Origin of the sequence: Methanobrevibacter sp. (assembly GCF_045603845.1) — an archaeon.
Lineage (GTDB): Archaea > Methanobacteriota > Methanobacteria > Methanobacteriales > Methanobacteriaceae > Methanocatella.
Genome location: NZ_JAZUMY010000070.1, coordinates 1 through 14,720, shown reverse-complemented (window position 1 = coordinate 14,720; position 14,720 = coordinate 1). Strand labels below are relative to the sequence as shown.

20 protein-coding genes and 1 tRNA gene are annotated in these 14,720 nt (G+C 34.4%); 13 read left to right on the top strand and 8 right to left on the bottom strand.

Annotated features, from left to right (window positions below; genetic code table 11):
- Window positions 1–264 precede the first annotated feature (264 nt).
- The gene (locus tag ACKI2W_RS06615) at window positions 265–891 is read right to left on the bottom strand and encodes a flavodoxin family protein (RefSeq protein WP_407380450.1); all 627 of its coding nucleotides are present in this window, start codon (window positions 889–891) and stop codon (window positions 265–267) included.
- Between the two features lie 196 nt (window positions 892–1,087).
- On the opposite strand from ACKI2W_RS06615, the gene ACKI2W_RS06610 reads away from it, so the two are divergent.
- The 5 genes from ACKI2W_RS06610 (at window position 1,088) to ACKI2W_RS06590 (ending at window position 4,019) form a co-directional block, all read left to right on the top strand.
- A tRNA-Ala gene (locus ACKI2W_RS06610) sits at window positions 1,088–1,160 on the top strand.
- A gap of 38 nt (window positions 1,161–1,198) precedes the next feature.
- On the top strand, window positions 1,199–2,281 hold the full coding sequence (locus ACKI2W_RS06605; protein ID WP_407380448.1) for a hypothetical protein: 1,083 nt from the start codon (window positions 1,199–1,201) through the stop codon (window positions 2,279–2,281).
- A gap of 19 nt (window positions 2,282–2,300) precedes the next feature.
- On the top strand, window positions 2,301–2,759 hold the full coding sequence (locus tag ACKI2W_RS06600) for a DUF1890 family protein (protein ID WP_407380446.1): 459 nt from the start codon (window positions 2,301–2,303) through the stop codon (window positions 2,757–2,759).
- Window position 2,760: 1 nt separating this feature from the next.
- Window positions 2,761–3,066, top strand: a complete 306-nt coding sequence (locus ACKI2W_RS06595; RefSeq protein ID WP_407380444.1) for a DUF1894 domain-containing protein — start codon at window positions 2,761–2,763, stop codon at window positions 3,064–3,066.
- Window positions 3,067–3,074: 8 nt separating this feature from the next.
- Window positions 3,075–4,019 carry a methionine synthase gene (locus ACKI2W_RS06590; RefSeq protein ID WP_407380442.1) on the top strand — a complete coding sequence of 315 codons (945 nt, stop codon included), beginning with the start codon at window positions 3,075–3,077 and terminating at the stop codon, window positions 4,017–4,019.
- A gap of 2 nt (window positions 4,020–4,021) precedes the next feature.
- On the opposite strand, the gene ACKI2W_RS06585 is transcribed toward ACKI2W_RS06590, so the two are convergent.
- On the bottom strand, window positions 4,022–5,098 hold the full coding sequence (locus ACKI2W_RS06585; RefSeq protein ID WP_407380440.1) for an NADH-dependent flavin oxidoreductase: 1,077 nt from the start codon (window positions 5,096–5,098) through the stop codon (window positions 4,022–4,024).
- Window positions 5,099–5,163: 65 nt separating this feature from the next.
- Here ACKI2W_RS06585 and ACKI2W_RS06580 point away from each other — a divergent pair, with 65 nt between their 5' ends.
- A complete protein-coding gene (locus ACKI2W_RS06580; protein WP_407380438.1) occupies window positions 5,164–5,640 on the top strand; it encodes a GNAT family N-acetyltransferase in 477 nt (158 codons plus the stop codon).
- Window positions 5,627–6,103 (top strand): GNAT family N-acetyltransferase, encoded by a 477-nt coding sequence (locus ACKI2W_RS06575; protein WP_407380436.1) that lies wholly within the window; start codon window positions 5,627–5,629, stop codon window positions 6,101–6,103. The genes ACKI2W_RS06580 and ACKI2W_RS06575 overlap by 14 nt, the downstream gene beginning before the upstream one ends.
- Window positions 6,104–6,133: 30 nt before the next feature.
- Here the strand turns inward: ACKI2W_RS06575 and cobM are convergent, their stop codons facing one another.
- Window positions 6,134–6,886, bottom strand: a complete 753-nt coding sequence (gene cobM / locus ACKI2W_RS06570) for a precorrin-4 C(11)-methyltransferase (RefSeq protein WP_407380434.1) — start codon at window positions 6,884–6,886, stop codon at window positions 6,134–6,136.
- Window positions 6,887–7,005: 119 nt separating this feature from the next.
- Here cobM and ACKI2W_RS06565 point away from each other — a divergent pair, with 119 nt between their 5' ends.
- The 4 genes from ACKI2W_RS06565 to ACKI2W_RS06550 are packed head-to-tail and all read left to right on the top strand — an operon-like array spanning window position 7,006 to window position 8,682.
- On the top strand, window positions 7,006–7,401 hold the full coding sequence (locus tag ACKI2W_RS06565; protein ID WP_407380432.1) for a hypothetical protein: 396 nt from the start codon (window positions 7,006–7,008) through the stop codon (window positions 7,399–7,401).
- The gene (locus tag ACKI2W_RS06560; protein ID WP_407380430.1) at window positions 7,398–7,898 is read left to right on the top strand and encodes a hypothetical protein; all 501 of its coding nucleotides are present in this window, start codon (window positions 7,398–7,400) and stop codon (window positions 7,896–7,898) included. Before ACKI2W_RS06565 ends, ACKI2W_RS06560 begins: the two co-directional genes overlap by 4 nt.
- A gap of 26 nt (window positions 7,899–7,924) precedes the next feature.
- Window positions 7,925–8,308 (top strand): carboxymuconolactone decarboxylase family protein, encoded by a 384-nt coding sequence (locus tag ACKI2W_RS06555; protein ID WP_407380428.1) that lies wholly within the window; start codon window positions 7,925–7,927, stop codon window positions 8,306–8,308.
- Entirely contained in the window at window positions 8,305–8,682 is a 378-nt protein-coding gene (locus ACKI2W_RS06550) for a hypothetical protein (RefSeq protein ID WP_407380426.1), read from the top strand. Before ACKI2W_RS06555 ends, ACKI2W_RS06550 begins: the two co-directional genes overlap by 4 nt.
- Here the strand turns inward: ACKI2W_RS06550 and ACKI2W_RS06545 are convergent.
- The 3 genes from ACKI2W_RS06545 to mtxX are packed head-to-tail and all read right to left on the bottom strand — an operon-like array spanning window position 8,679 to window position 10,974.
- Entirely contained in the window at window positions 8,679–9,440 is a 762-nt protein-coding gene (locus ACKI2W_RS06545) for a TatD family hydrolase (protein WP_407380424.1), read from the bottom strand. The two genes, ACKI2W_RS06550 and ACKI2W_RS06545, sit on opposite strands and share 4 nt — an antisense overlap.
- Window positions 9,441–9,443: 3 nt before the next feature.
- A complete protein-coding gene (gene uppS / locus ACKI2W_RS06540) occupies window positions 9,444–10,208 on the bottom strand; it encodes a polyprenyl diphosphate synthase (RefSeq protein ID WP_407380422.1) in 765 nt (254 codons plus the stop codon).
- Between the two features lie 49 nt (window positions 10,209–10,257).
- Complete coding sequence (gene mtxX / locus ACKI2W_RS06535; RefSeq protein ID WP_407380420.1) at window positions 10,258–10,974, bottom strand: methanogenesis marker protein Mmp4/MtxX; 717 nt, start codon at window positions 10,972–10,974, stop codon at window positions 10,258–10,260.
- Window positions 10,975–11,169: 195 nt separating this feature from the next.
- Between mtxX and ACKI2W_RS06530 the strand changes: the two genes are divergently transcribed.
- Window positions 11,170–11,445, top strand: a complete 276-nt coding sequence (locus ACKI2W_RS06530) for a transcriptional regulator (protein ID WP_407380418.1) — start codon at window positions 11,170–11,172, stop codon at window positions 11,443–11,445.
- An 11-nt stretch (window positions 11,446–11,456) separates the two neighbouring features.
- Here ACKI2W_RS06530 and ACKI2W_RS06525 read toward each other — a convergent pair whose 3' ends face one another.
- A complete protein-coding gene (locus tag ACKI2W_RS06525) occupies window positions 11,457–12,836 on the bottom strand; it encodes a 2,3-diphosphoglycerate synthetase (protein ID WP_407380416.1) in 1,380 nt (459 codons plus the stop codon).
- Between the two features lie 75 nt (window positions 12,837–12,911).
- Window positions 12,912–13,199, bottom strand: a complete 288-nt coding sequence (locus ACKI2W_RS06520; RefSeq protein WP_407380414.1) for a UPF0058 family protein — start codon at window positions 13,197–13,199, stop codon at window positions 12,912–12,914.
- A gap of 293 nt (window positions 13,200–13,492) precedes the next feature.
- Here ACKI2W_RS06520 and ACKI2W_RS06515 point away from each other — a divergent pair.
- The coding region (locus ACKI2W_RS06515; protein WP_407380412.1) for an Ig-like domain-containing protein at window positions 13,493–14,720 on the top strand (1,228 nt) is incomplete at its 3' end.

The following is a 14,720-nucleotide window of genomic DNA, read 5'->3' as shown; positions in this document are numbered from 1 at the left end:
TAAAACTGTTGTAAATATTTTTCATGTACTTTATGCGATTTTTTGGTTAGTAATATTGGCTATTGTTTTTATATGCTGGAATTTGGATACATGGAACTTCCTATTTGGATTATCAATTTCAATAATATTTTTCTTCATTGTTTTTGCTTATGATTAATTAACTAGTGGTGATTTTTTCGTAAATGAATTTTTCGGCTCATTAAAGCCGAAAAGATTCAAACAAAATAATTTAAAATGTTTTCTAAAAGCATCTAATTAAATATCTTATTCTTCAATGAAATTTGTAAAGGTAATCTCTTCATATTCCGGCTTTTCAATTCCGGATTCTGATGCTGCTTTTTGTGAATTTAAAAGGTAAGCAAAGTTTTTGGCTAATGTCCTCATTGTCTGAAGGCCTTCCAAATCCTTCTCGACATCTTCAGCAGTATGTCCATGAACCTGATTCCAGTACTGTGAACTGACCACATGCATGTTTGTCATTAGGAAATACTGGTTTAACCTTTCAAATGCTCCTGAAGCTCCGCCTCTCCTGCATGATACAACAGATGCTGCGAGTTTACCCACAATTTTTGATTTGTCGATACTGAAGATAAATCTGTCCATAAATGATGTTAATCTTCCATTGGCTCCGCCGTAGTAAACAGGAGAACCTATTATGATTCCGTCAAATTCATCAAATCTCTCTGCGGTTTCATTTACCAAATCGTCATAAACACATTTTCCGTGGAACTGGCATCCAAAACAGGCAATGCAGTCTTGCATAGGCTCTTTGCCTAACCAAAGTATTTCACTTTCAATATTATTTTTTTCCAACTCTGTGCAGACTTCTTCCAGTGCACGGTTAACGCAACCTTCCTCATTAGGGCTTCCATTTATAAGTAAAATTTTCATTTATCTCACCAGTTTAATTTATATTTTTAATTTCTATTAAATTAATGGTATGATAGTCACTGTTATAAATGAAATAAAATCGAAATGCTAATATGCTAGTTTTTCAATATTATAATATGGAGACAATCAAAAAGTATTTTATAATTAAAAAATCATATAATAATAAGAGTATGATTTTTTCATATTTTTTTTATATGGGCTGGTAGCTCAGATGGTAGATCGTCGCCTTGGCATGGCGGAGGCCCCGGGTTCAAATCCCGGTCAGTCCATTTTAATTTATTTAATCGATTAAAATTGTGATTTATATATGATGTTAATAGCTCAAAATCATTTACAGCTAATATTAGAAGTAGGGATAATGTTATTTATTTTAATGGTATTCGTTTTAAATTTAATTCCGTTATCTCTAAGTGTAGTGACATTTTTATCTTTGTTTATAGCTGGCGGTTTTACTCTTCTTTTCGGAGCAGATATTGCATTGCTTGTCATATCTTCAAGTCAGGCTGAATTTACGCATCCATTTGGTCCAATCGCTCTTATGGGGGCTGTCACTGCTTTAGCGTCGCTGAAGGTGATGAAGAACTCGGGAGTCGATGTGCGACCCCTTAGAAGATTTGTAATATTATTCATTGCAGGTATTACAGTCTTCGGTGGATTAATGCACAGATCTTTCCTGTTATTATGGATTTTAGGATTGTTCATTGGTTATCTGATGATTTCCAAAACATTCAGAGAAAAATCCGTACTGACCCTTAGAAGGATTTTAATCTTTTTAGGTGTTGCTGTTGCCGGATTTTTAGGTTTGGAGGTTATTTCAAGAGTTTCAGGAATGACAATCTTTTCACCTATGTTAAGGTTATCAAGACTTGAACAATACTCATTATCAAGTGTAAAAATGGTATTGAACAATATTCAGCTTATAGGTCACAGCGGAAACGCATCATACTGGGGTGCTGAAGGAACGGCTTTTGCTGAAGGTTACATTACCCTTCCGATGCAATTGGTATTGTTTTTCGGATTGCCTTTCCCAATGTTTTTCGGTGTACTGGTTAACCAGAAGGATACAGTCGACTATATGCTTCCGGGAATTATGGGTTACGGATTTGATTTTGGATATTTAGGACTCATCGGTTTAATCGTATTTGTTTTAGGTACAATTATCATCGGTTTAAAAATATTGACCATGTACCGTGAGAAAAGAGAGAAAAATAGTAAAAAATACTTAGGAAAAGAAGTATTGTTAATAGGTGCATTATCAGCATTTTGTGCACAGGCCTTAATTGGTTTATTCGTATTTAACAGGACTATTAACGGTACTGCATTATTGGCATTCATGTTCCTTGGATGTGTTATTTTAGCTAATGCGGTCACTTTAAAATCAAGAACTTAATTATTATGAGGGATAGTTTATGAAAGCTTTAATTTTATTGGGATGTCCAGAAACTCCATCTCAAACTCCAATGGCAGTTTATGCATTTGATAAATTGACAAAATTAGGTTATGACACTACAATAGCGGCCAATCCTGCTGCTGCAAAACTGGTTAAGGTGTCTGACCCTGAAGGTTATTATAATTTGAATATCGTAGATTTGGAAAGGACTTTGGGTGAAGTTCAAGCTGGAGATTATGATTTATTGCTAGGTTTTGTCCACAAGGATGCGGCAGCCGCATTTTTCGTAACTTTCGATCAAATATTGGACACCAAATCCATTGCCCTTGTGTTTGAAAGGGATCTTGATTTGGTTGAGGAATTTGTCAACATGATTGAAGAAAGCGGAAGCAAAGCTAAAATATGTGCTGTAAGAGCATTCCATAATCCTTCACCGATTAAAATTAACTTAGATAAGGCATTAAAGGAGTTGGAATAAGATGTCATTTTGTTTAGATACCTACCTTCAGCAATCAGATAATTATGAAATCCACGCTTCCAAAGCAGGTTTTAAAGACTGTGCTATGATTATCCGTTTTAAGGCTGATGAAATAGTTTACGTTAAACCGGGAGATCAGGTATTGGGAGTTCGTGTTATAGGAATCCCTCCAATTCCAATCGGAATTGATGATGAAAAAGGAACTGTTTTCATACCATATACAAAACCTTGTCACGGTACTTCTGTTGTAGAGCTTCCAATTGATAAGGAAGAAATAGAAAATATCAGAAAAATGAATACTCAATAAGTGATTATATGCAATCTACTGTTGTCGGCAGCTTTCCTGTTGAGATTAAAGAGCCTTCCACCACTAAAGATAAAATACTTAAGGTTTTCGGCTCATATGATCCGTTTAAGCAGTCAATTAGGCAGTCAGTGTTTTCTCAGCTTGACGCAGGAGTCGATATAATATCAGACGGTCAGGTAAGGGGAGACATGGTTTCCAGTTTTTCCAAATACATTCCCGGATTTAAAATAGAGGAAGGAAATACTTTCATTGTTTCTAAAATAAAAAGGCCTATAGGTGAAATTTCCGTCAAGGATTTGCTTTATGCCAAAAAATTGATTAAGGAGTATTATAATGGTAATGTTCCTGAAGGAAAGGGCATTAAGGGAATCATAACAGGCCCTTCAACTATCATTCATTCTTCAAGAATCACTTCTTTTTACAAAAATAAGGATGATGCAATAATAGATTTGGCACACAGCCTAAAATCAGAAGTTGATGCTATTGAAAGTAAGGTTAATCCCGCATATATTCAGGTGGATGAGCCATTTTTATCAACGGGCATGGTAAACATGAAGGTTGCCCGTGAAGCTATCGATATTTTGCATGACGGTTTAAGCATTCCGCTTGCCATGCATGTTTGCGGTACAATTGACGGCGCTTATAGGGATTTGGCCAAATTCAATGTGGAAATACTTGACTTTGAATTTGCAGGCAATGATGTTAATATTGATATTCTTGAAAATAATATAAATCTCTTTAAAGGTAAAAAAATCGGATTTGGCTGTATAGATTCTGCCAAAAATGAAGTCGATTCATATCAGACCACCGAAGAGCTGATTTCCAGAGGTATAAACATTGTCGGTGAGGATAATATCTTGCTTGACCCTGACTGTGGTTTAAGAAGAGCGCCAATGGATGTCGCTTTTGATAAATTAAAATTAATGAATGAAATTAAGGATAAATACCATTAAATTCATTCCATTTTTGACACATCCCATGTTGCAGGCCTGTGAATATGGCATGTGCTTGTTTTTTTCCAATAGCAGTTGTTGCATGAAATGCAGTTGCTAACGGCTTCATCGTCCATTTGCCAGTCAACTAAAAAGCTAGGATCAGCTACGAATGGTCTTTGCATTGAAATGTAGTCAATGTTTGTTTTGTTTAATATTTCATTAATCTGGGCTTTGCTGTTTGCTCCACCACCAAGAATAACTGGAATATTAACATTGTTTATTATTTCACTGCATGCTGATATCAGTGGGTTTTTGTCTTTTTTAACTCTTGATTTGAATCCCGGCGGGGTCCTGTCCCGATATTCTTTTGAAAAGAACTGCGGGGAACGTGGCATCGTGATTTGAAGACTGTCAACACCAAATTTTTCAAGTAATTTAGCTATTTCAACTGTCTCTTCCAATGTCATTCCGTTAGATTGAATATCAAAGGCATTCAATCTGCAGTTGATATGTAATTTGGTAGTTTCTTTGATTACTTTAATCATTTCCAATACAATTCTTAACCTGTTTAATGTATTTCCACCATATTTGTCTTCCCTTTTGTTGAAGTATGGATTAATGAATCTTGTCAGGAAATAATAGTTACCTAAAGCTATCTGAACACCGTCAAAACCCGCATAATCGAATTTTTGACAGGCCATAATGAAATCTGTCTGTATTTTTCTGATGTCTTCAATGCTGACGTCATCAACTGCTATGTTGTGGTCTGCATGTTTGTTGAACTGGACAAATCCCAGCTGTGCAAAAATCGGAACGTCATAAAGATGCACCAGATCCGTCAAATCCTTTGCTTCACGAACAAATTGCTTAAAATGTATCGTTTGGGAATATTTGGAAAAAACGTCTCTCGGATAAAGGGATATCAATTCGGTAATTATCAGGCCAACACCGCTTGCAGCTATATTTTCGTAACGATTATAAATTTCAGGTGTTAAATTTCCTGATTTTTCTCTTTCAGATTCCCATAGGCCAGTTCTTACAATACGGCTGTTGAGATTAAACTCCCCAAATTCACAATAATCAAATAAGTCTTTCATGTGAATATTTAAGTATAAATTACTATAAAAAAGTATAATATAAATTAATTTTTCAGATGATTGTTATGGCTGATTTAACATTTAAAAATGCCTCCGAAGAGGACGTTGGATTGATTTTGGAATATATCAGAAAGCTTGCAGATTATGAAAACAGACTTGATGAAGTTATTGCAACTGAAGAAGAGCTGAAAAAATGGATTTTCGATAAAAATCAGGCTGAAGTCATATTCGCTTTGGAAGATGACAATGTGGTCGGTTTTGCACTGTTTTTCCTGAGTTTTTCAACTTACATTTCCAATGTCAATTTGCACCTGGAAGACTTATTCATCGATCCTGAGCATCGCGGTAAAGGCTATGGTAAGGCATTGCTTAAGAAATTGGCTAAAATAGTCGTTGAGAGAGGTTATGGGAGATTTGAATGGACATGTCTAAGCTGGAATCAGCCAAGCATTGACTTTTACTTATCATTAGGTGCCAGACAGATGGACTGGAACGTTTTTCATCTCACCGGCGATGAGCTGAAAAAGCTTGCAGAGGATTAACTCAGGGGGTAGTGTTATTATTAACTGGTTTTTGAAAAAATTTGATGAGCTTACAAACGATGAGCTCTATGACATTTTGAAGCTACGCTCAGAGGTTTTTGTTGTCGAGCAGGACTGCGTTTACAATGATTTGGATGACAGGGACAAGGTTGCCTATCATCTGTTTTTAAAGGATTTAGATGAAATTGTTGCAGTTTCAAGAATTCTTCCTGAAAATACCAGATTTGAAGAATTCTCTATCGGCCGTTTAATCGTAAAAAAATCCCACAGGGGCAGGGGCCTGTCTCGGCTGATGATGAAAAAAGCAATTGATTTTATAATCAACGATTTAAATCAGAATAAAATCAGACTTTCGGGTCAGGCGTATTTGACTGATTATTACATAAGTTTAGGCTTTAAAAAAGTTTCCGATTTCTATCTGGAAGACGGCATCGATCATTTTGAGTTTTTGTATGAAAAATAAGTGGGTTCCCTAAAGTTAATTAGGGAAAACTTAACGATATTCGTGTTTGAAGTTAGGGTCATATAGCTTGGATGCAGTAAAATCACCAGGGTCCAGGACATCTCCAACCACAATCATTGCAGTCTTTGTAATATTAGCTTCTTTTACTTTTCCCGCAATATCCTTGAGGGTTCCTCTAATTATTTCCTGGTCAGGCCAGGTTGCTTTTTTGACAACTGCCACTGGAGTGTCTTCACTGTAGCCTTCAAGCAGTTCATCGACCACCTTGTCAATCATTGAAATTCCTAAAAATATACACATTGTTGCCTGATGCTTTGAAAAGCTTCTTATGCTTTCAAGCTCTTTTTTAGGTGTTCTTCCCGCAGGACGAGTAATGATTACACTTTGTGAAACTTCAGGAATGGTCAGTTCGGCTTCAAGCACACTTGCAGTACCGAATAGGGAACTTACTCCAGGAATTATCTCATATTCAATATCATATTTTTTAAGTTCTCTTATCTGTTCGCCTATCGCTCCATAAATTGCAGGATCGCCAGTATGGACACGTGCAACAAGCTGGTCTTTTTCCATTGCTTTTACAATAATGTCTGTTGTTTCCTCAAGGTTTAAGTAGGCGCTGTTGTGAACTTCACATTCTTCCTTTCTGGGATTTAGAACTTCTTTGTTAACAAGAGAACCGGCATAAATAATAACGTCTGCCTTTTCGATTACATCTCTTCCTTTAACTGTTATCAAATCAGGGTCTCCAGGACCTGCTCCAATAAAAATAACTTTTCCTGTCATGAATATTGATTTATTTCAACTAATATTTAATTATTTTTAAGGATAATTTTTACAAGTTGAGAGCAATATTGCTTTTGGAAATGAGTTAACTTTATTAATATTGAAGATAATTAAAAAATATGGACAATCAAGGTTTTATTTCAGTGGAATTTTTATTTTCATTATTTATAATATTAATTGTGGCTACTGGATTGCTTGTTTATTCACAAACTACAATGAATTCTAGTTTGAATATGGAATCCAACTTTAATCACAGGCTGATTTTGGATAATGTTGCAAACGCAATCAGTGAAGTTGATTCCAATGGCGAATTTTATTCAAAATATTTGAAGTTGCCGATATCCGATAAAAACTATGTATTGACATTGGAAAATAACAAATTAACGATAGAATATGAAAATAAGAAAGGAGAGAAGTATATTCCTTTCATTGATTCATATTCGACTTATAAGATGTATCCCGGCCGCATTTATGTAATTGAAAAAACACAAGAGGGGAAAATACTGATAAAATGATGCTAGATAACAAAGGACAAATCAGTGCGGAATTTCTGATATTGGTGGGGTCATTGTTTGTGGTAATGCTTATTGCACTGTCATTCATTGCAAGTGAAAATGAACTGACTCTGGCAATGTCTGCTGCAAGAAACGGCGTTGAAGAGGGAAGTTCCTATTCGGCCAGTGCAATTTATCCTACAGATACCTTCAACGAGTATTCAAGAGGTGACAGTCTGCTTTTAATACCTTCCTCAGTTGAAATTGTCAACATCAGCTATACGGATATGGGCTATGATTCCAATTTTGACAAGAACAGAATTCAGTTCAAGGTTTATGCTCACTCATCAAAGGATTTGGATAAAAATGAACTGGATTCAATAGGGGATAGGATTAACTATAACTTGAGAAAATCAATTGCATTAACGTTCGAGTCAACAAAATCAACCAATAAGCTTTACAATCCTGTATTCTCACCCCATTATATTTTTACAACAGCAAATGTTAAGTGGGTTTAGAATTAAAATATAAATTGGTGTTAATTATGGAAGACAGATTTGAAAAAGGTATGAGCGTTTTGAAAATAACAAACGAAGACACAATTGAAGATATTTTCAAGCAACTTGAAGATATCGCTCCGGATTTGGGAAGATTCATTGTCGAGTTTCCATATTCTGAAATCTATACCCGTCCCGAAGTTGACTTGAAGACACGTGAATTATGCACGGTTGCTGCACTAACGACTCTTGGAACAATTCCTCAGCTGAAAGACCATATCAATGCTGCTCTTGCTGTCGGTAATTCTCCTCGTGAAATCGTTGAAATAATTATGCAGATGACAGCATACGCAGGATTTCCAAAAGCCATCAACGGTGTAATGGCTGCAAAAGAAGTCTTTGCCGAAAAGGATTTGCTTCCGGTGGAATGATTGAAATGTATAGTGATGATGAAAAGGCTCAATTAATGGAAGATTTAAAGGAAATGGAATCACTGAAGGTTGATACCGGCGATGAAGGAATGATTCTGCAGGATGATTTGATTGATTTTATTGAAAACCGAAACGGTGACAGGTCAGATTTGATTTTCAGGATTGAATTGTACACTTATGCTTTCAAACTCTTTTCACGTAAAGAGGTTAAATTTGATAACAATCAGTTCTATGTTTACTTGAATGATTCCCTTTTGGAATATGAAAAAATTGGGTTAATTAAAAAGGATTTGGATAAATTCGAACTGGTGATTGAGGCTGTTGAGGAAAATGGTGAAATATTGATTAATCTGATTTTTACATATCATTATTAGATTTTAAATACTTCACGTGCATTGTTGGTAGTTATGCTATCAACACTTTCAACATCCATTTTTTTGATTTCAGCTATTTTTTTAACTGCATTTACTACATTAACAGGTTCATTTCTCTCTTCTTTGGTCATGGCCAAATAGGGACTGTCGGTTTCGGTCAATACATTGTCAAGAGAAATCTTTTCAATCAGTTCCTGATGGGCTTTTGAGTAGCATAACATTGTGGAAAAGCTCATGAAATAGTTGTCCTTATCCATTATTCTTTTAGCGGTCTTTAAGCTTCCGCTATAGCAGTGAAAAACAACATAAGGAATGTCATCATATTCAAGAACCATGTTCAAAGCCTTTTTCTCACAGTCTCTCACATGCATTAATAACGGCACTTTATAGTCATTGGCTATTTCAATAAAACTTAAGAATATTTCCCTTTGCTTTTCACGCAAAGACTTGTCTTTAACATAAAAATAATCCATTCCGACTTCACCGATTGCCACAATGTTGTCCAGATTTTCAATTAAATGGGATTGTGCGGATTTCAGTTCTTCTTCGGTGCAGTTCTGTGATGAAACAGGGTGGTATCCGAATGAGGGATAAATGAAATCCTTGTATTGTGAACATAAATCAAGCACGCCCTGATTGCTTTCATAACCGATTCCGGATACGATTACAGCATCCAGCTTTTCCTGTGCTCTTTTAATTACCTGGTCTCTGTCAGTGTCGTATTCTTCAAAATCAATGTGGCAGTGTGTATCTATCATAAATTATACTCCAAATCTGCGTTCTCTTGCTTGGTAAGATCTTATCGCTCTTAAAAAGTCCACTCTTCTTAGTTCCGGCCATAATGTTTCGCAGAAGTATAGTTCGGAGTATGATGATTGCCATAACAGGAATCCGCTTAAGCGCTCTTCTCCGCTTGTTCTGATAATGAGGTTAGGATCATCGAGCCCTCCAGTGTATAGGTTTTGGCTGACCAAGTCCTCATCAACGTCATCAATTGTGATTTTTCCGTCCTGAACATCCTTTATTATCTTTTTAAATGAGTCAATGATTTCCAGCCTTCCATCATAACCGATTGCCAGGTTTAAAAATTTTTTGTTATAATGTTTGGTTGCTTCTTCAGCTTCTTTAATGGCTTCTTTAACATCATCGGGAAGCAGTTCCGTTCTTCCGACAACTTTAACTCTTACTTCATTTTTATGAATCTTTTCGTGGTCAACCAGTCTTTTGAAATTGTAGATGAAGAGTTTCATCAGTCCTTCAACTTCCTCTTTTGGTCTGTTAAAGTTCTCGGTTGAAAATGCATAAGCAGTAATTATTTCTATTCCTAACTCAATACTCCAGTCCAAAACCTTTTCTAAGGTATCTGCTCCAAGTTCATGCCCTTTAATCACGTCCGTGTTTCCCTGGAGTTTGGCGTATCTTCTGTTGCCGTCCATAATAATAGCTACATGTTTTAGCATTTTATCAGGGTCCAAGTCCCTTGAAATATACCAATCATATATTCTGTAAAGTATATTCTCTCCCATTATTATTACCCAAAGTTTTTATTAGTTTAATATTTGTAATTTTTTGCTTTTAAATATTGGCTAATTTGTAAGCTAATTTCAGACTTCTTAAATATCCTCGTGTATTCTGGTCACGGCTTGTATCGATATAAATCTCATTGATTCCGAATGTGACCGCTCCACAGCTTGGCCAGGAATTAACCAGAACAAGACTTCTAAAGATAATATTTCCGATAATTCCATTTGGCGCTATGATGACATTGCAGTTGTCTGCTATGGCCTTTTCAATTAATATATAATGATTTTTAACTTCAAAATCAGTGTTTTCCTTAATCAATTGGGTTAATTGTTCGCTTTCGTCAATGGACCTGGATATTTCTTCGCTTCTCCCGTAATCTCCCTTTCTTCCGGATGCCATAACCGCAATCTTCACCTTTTTGGACTGCTTTTCAAGAAACTCCCCGCAGTGGATTGCAATTTTCAACTTATCTTCAATCGTTGATCCTTCATCAATGCCTACAGGAGTCAGCAGAAATTCAACATCGTTTCCGTTAATGTAGGTTGCCCTTGAAATGTCGCTGAATTTGGAGTTAAGCTGCTTCATCACGCTTGATGCGGGAAGTGATCCACGGACAACCCCGTCGATTTCATCGTCAAGTATTGCTTTTACCAAATCATCATCATTGCGCACCAATGTTATTTCCACATCGTCATGCTCTTTTTTAAAGAGTTCGCATGCTTTTATAACGTTTTTATTGTCGCCAAGACCGATAGTTATTTTTGTCATTGTTTTATGTTTTATTGTTTTTTAAATAAATAATATTGTATATTGTTCATTTTTTTAATTGTACAAATATGTACTATGTATTTTACATATTTTGTAAATAATATTTGTTAATATTAAATATTAATGTACTATTAGTGCCTAAATTTTAAATAAATGTTTCATAAGTTTAAATAGGATGTAAAATATAATATTGTTATGAATGAAGATGAAATTCTAAACTCATTAGGTTATGTGATGGCTTCATCGTATAGGCTTAATGTAATAAAATATATTGGAAAAGGGGTGAAAATACCTTCAGATATTGCTAAACATATTGGTGTTAGGACAAATCATATATCCAATGTTTTAGCCGATTTAAAAGATAATAATTTGGTTGTTTGTCTTAATGAGCATGCCCATAAAGGAAGGCTTTACAAAAACACCGAATTAGCTTTAGAAATACTCAAATACTTAAAGAAAATTGAAAACTAAAAAAAATAAAATTATGATGATTTGTTAAAATCATCAATTGCATCATCTACTAATTCAATAACACTTTTACTCAAATCAGGATACTTGTCACTGATTGCAACAGGAATATTATCACAATAAACTACTTCTAGTCCCGCTTCAATCGCATCCTTTGTTGCAACATCAACTGCAGCCGCTTTCAGTTCAGTTAACATTACATCAGCTTTATCCATATATTTGGCCATATCTTCCTTTAAAAGAGGCCTGTTGGATAAGTGCGCAGTAGTTCCTACAATTTCACAGTCATAATTTTCTTCAAGGTATGATACAAGCTTATCTTTAACCTCTTCAGGAGCAGTTGTTGCAAATAAAACTTTTTTCCCGGAAATGTCCGCCAATGGTTTAGGTCTGAACACTGTTGATATGACAGTTGCATCAGGATTGATTTCATTGACGAATTTTTCTATTTCTTCTATTTTTTCTGAACTTGTCATAGGCTCCTCGCACATTGTCAGAATAACCAAATCACCGAGACCAATCCTGTAAGGTCCGAAATATGTGGTAAGATTAGCTAATGGCTGATTGGCTCCTATAAGTGCAATTTTTCTATTGGTCTTTATTGGAGGAATTGCCGCACCGCTTCCTTCAAAAATGGCAAATTTGGATTCTACTTCATTTGCAAGCTGAGCACCCTTTTTCATGTTTGTCAAAAAGACTTCTCCTGCCATTCCTCCGCCGCAGCGTCTGCATCCTATGGTAAGGATTCTGCTCATCAACGCATCTTCCCAGTGGTCGCTTGCCGCATGGACTCCTTTCTGTGACTGTTCCAGTAAGAATTCAGCTGAAATCTCAAGATCCTCACCATGAACTATTTCAGGCTCTTCAGGCCCTCCTCTTCCCATAGCTATTACGCAAGGTTCATAACCGTTCTTATCAATTAGTCTGGACACGAATCCTGAAACTGCGGTTTTTCCGATACGTTTTCCGGTTCCTAAAATGGTGATTGAAGGTTTTTTCATCACATCATATTCGCTGTGAGGCTCGAATTTAAAGTCAGGACCCTTATAGGTTATTCCTTCATTTAAAACTTTGCAGGCTATCTTAAATCGTTTAGGATAATCAAGAATTGGCTCATCACTCAAATCCATTACCTCATCAATGTCATATTGCCTAATCATATCGACAATAAGGTCATATGGAATGTCCTTATCTTTAGCAAACTGAACGGGGACGCCTAACTTTTCTGAATATGACTCTTCAGTGTCGTCTCTTAGTTTTTCAGTTCCGCCAATAAAAACAACGGCGGAAATATCAATATGCTCTATGTTATTTAAAGTATCAATAGCTTCTTTTGTAACCGGCAGATAATGCTCGCCGTCAACAAGACAAAGCATTTTGGTTAAACTAGTCATGGTTAAATATTTTGAAGTTTAATTATTTAAGTTTATTTGAATGGTTAAAGGTAAAAAAAGTTTAAAAAAAGAAAATTAAGCGACGTTAATTTCTTTTTCAGAACGAGTAACTAAATCTGCTAAAGAATTACAAACATTGTCAGGGATTGAATTATGGTCTTTATCAGCTATTACTTCGGAAATAATTTTGCAGAGAACAAAAATAGCATGTTTGTGTTCTGCTTTAGTTTTGTGGATATGGTGTGGGCTTATTTTTAGTGATATGTATTCGCTACAGTCGTTGGTGATTTGATTTTCGTCTTCTAAGTATTTTAAAACATAAACCAAAAATTGATGTAATTGTATCATTTCATCCTTATACATAATAATCTAACCTGTCATATATTAAAATTAATTCCCATTTATCTGAATTAATTATTATTTTCAACCTTTTTTAATGAATAATAATAATATTATTTTTAATCATATTTAAATATGAGTATTATTGTAATCTTTTTCATATAATTATTGTGTTAAGGCGTTGTGCATATCTTTAGGCCTATTACTATTTTTTAGTTAATGGGATTGGATTTTTTCAGAGATTATATTAATTAGATTAGATATAATTAATACTAATTATTGATGATATTAAAGATAATATTGGGGAAGTAATAAATATGAGTTTGAATAAGTTTATTTTTTTACTTTTTATTTGTTTATTTTGTCTTTTTTTAGGAATTTCAAATGTTTTTGCTTATTCAGATAATAATACTGATGTTTTAATGATTGATACTGACGATGATTATGTTTTAAATATGGGCATTGATAGTATTTATGGTGTTGAAAATAATCAAATTGATACATATTTAAACTCATCTGATGTTATTAAATATTATGGTGGTAGTGAAAGATATGGCGTTTATTTATCTGGTTATGGTAATATTCCTTTAGCAAATAAGCAAGTTGATATATTGATAAATGGTATTACCTATTATCGAAATACAGATAATAATGGTTATGCGTCTATTGCTATTAATTTAAATCCTGGTAATTACTCTATTTCTTGTTCTTTTAATGGCGATGAATATTATAAACCAAGTACTGCTCAAAATTGGATTTTTGTCAATTCAACAATTTATGGGGAAGATTTAGTTAAATATTATCAAAATAGTAGTCAATATTTTTCACTTTTCTTTAGTGTAAATGGAGTTGCCTTAGCTAATACGGCTGTTACTTTCAATATTAATGGAGTTATTTATACTCGTACCACTAATGCGACAGGTTGGGCTAGTTTAAATATAAACTTAAATCCTGGAAAATATATAATTACTGCTACTAATCCTGTTAATGGTGAAATGCATTCTAATAATATCACTGTTTTATCCATACTTATTGCAAATGACTTATATATGGGATATAAGGATGGTAGTCGTTTTGAAGTAATTGTTTTAGATGATTTGGGTAATCCTTATCCCAATCAGAATGTTACTTTTAATATTAATGGCATGTTTTATGTTAGATTAAGTAATGATTATGGTGTTGCTAGTTTAAATATTAATTTAAGTCCTGGTGAATATATTATTAGTTCGATTTATAAAAATGCTGTTGTTTCTAATACCATTTATATTTCTTCAAATAGTGTATCCCATAAATCTTATGTTTTATATTCTGTTAATGCTAATATGCAATATAATGAAAAAGGTTCCTATTTTTATGCAATTCTTAAGTATAATGATGGATCTTCTGCAGTTAATAAATCTGTTTTGTTAAGTGTTGGTAATTATCATAGGGCTAGTTTAACTGATGCTAATGGTTTAGTTAAATGGTTAATTGATTGGGATGTGGGTGTTTATAATACTATAATATCATTTAAATATTTTAATAATAAGTCGGATCGTAGCCATG

Excerpts from the sequence above, each read along its gene's own strand:
- ACKI2W_RS06615 (WP_407380450.1), bottom strand. The coding sequence starts at position 891 with ATGAAAATTTTACTTATAAATGGAAGCCCTAATGAGGAAGGTTGCGTT.
- ACKI2W_RS06605 (WP_407380448.1), top strand. The coding sequence starts at position 1,199 with ATGATGTTAATAGCTCAAAATCATTTACAGCTAATATTAGAAGTAGGG.
- ACKI2W_RS06600 (WP_407380446.1), top strand. The coding sequence starts at position 2,301 with ATGAAAGCTTTAATTTTATTGGGATGTCCAGAAACTCCATCTCAAACT.
- ACKI2W_RS06595 (WP_407380444.1), top strand. The coding sequence starts at position 2,761 with ATGTCATTTTGTTTAGATACCTACCTTCAGCAATCAGATAATTATGAA.
- ACKI2W_RS06590 (WP_407380442.1), top strand. The coding sequence starts at position 3,075 with ATGCAATCTACTGTTGTCGGCAGCTTTCCTGTTGAGATTAAAGAGCCT.
- ACKI2W_RS06585 (WP_407380440.1), bottom strand. The coding sequence starts at position 5,098 with ATGAAAGACTTATTTGATTATTGTGAATTTGGGGAGTTTAATCTCAAC.
- ACKI2W_RS06580 (WP_407380438.1), top strand. The coding sequence starts at position 5,164 with ATGGCTGATTTAACATTTAAAAATGCCTCCGAAGAGGACGTTGGATTG.
- cobM (WP_407380434.1), bottom strand. The coding sequence starts at position 6,886 with ATGACAGGAAAAGTTATTTTTATTGGAGCAGGTCCTGGAGACCCTGAT.
- ACKI2W_RS06565 (WP_407380432.1), top strand. The coding sequence starts at position 7,006 with ATGGACAATCAAGGTTTTATTTCAGTGGAATTTTTATTTTCATTATTT.
- ACKI2W_RS06560 (WP_407380430.1), top strand. The coding sequence starts at position 7,398 with ATGATGCTAGATAACAAAGGACAAATCAGTGCGGAATTTCTGATATTG.
- ACKI2W_RS06555 (WP_407380428.1), top strand. The coding sequence starts at position 7,925 with ATGGAAGACAGATTTGAAAAAGGTATGAGCGTTTTGAAAATAACAAAC.
- ACKI2W_RS06550 (WP_407380426.1), top strand. The coding sequence starts at position 8,305 with ATGATTGAAATGTATAGTGATGATGAAAAGGCTCAATTAATGGAAGAT.
- ACKI2W_RS06545 (WP_407380424.1), bottom strand. The coding sequence starts at position 9,440 with ATGATAGATACACACTGCCACATTGATTTTGAAGAATACGACACTGAC.
- uppS (WP_407380422.1), bottom strand. The coding sequence starts at position 10,208 with ATGGGAGAGAATATACTTTACAGAATATATGATTGGTATATTTCAAGG.
- mtxX (WP_407380420.1), bottom strand. The coding sequence starts at position 10,974 with ATGACAAAAATAACTATCGGTCTTGGCGACAATAAAAACGTTATAAAA.
- ACKI2W_RS06530 (WP_407380418.1), top strand. The coding sequence starts at position 11,170 with ATGAATGAAGATGAAATTCTAAACTCATTAGGTTATGTGATGGCTTCA.
- ACKI2W_RS06525 (WP_407380416.1), bottom strand. The coding sequence starts at position 12,836 with ATGACTAGTTTAACCAAAATGCTTTGTCTTGTTGACGGCGAGCATTAT.
- ACKI2W_RS06520 (WP_407380414.1), bottom strand. The coding sequence starts at position 13,199 with ATGTATAAGGATGAAATGATACAATTACATCAATTTTTGGTTTATGTT.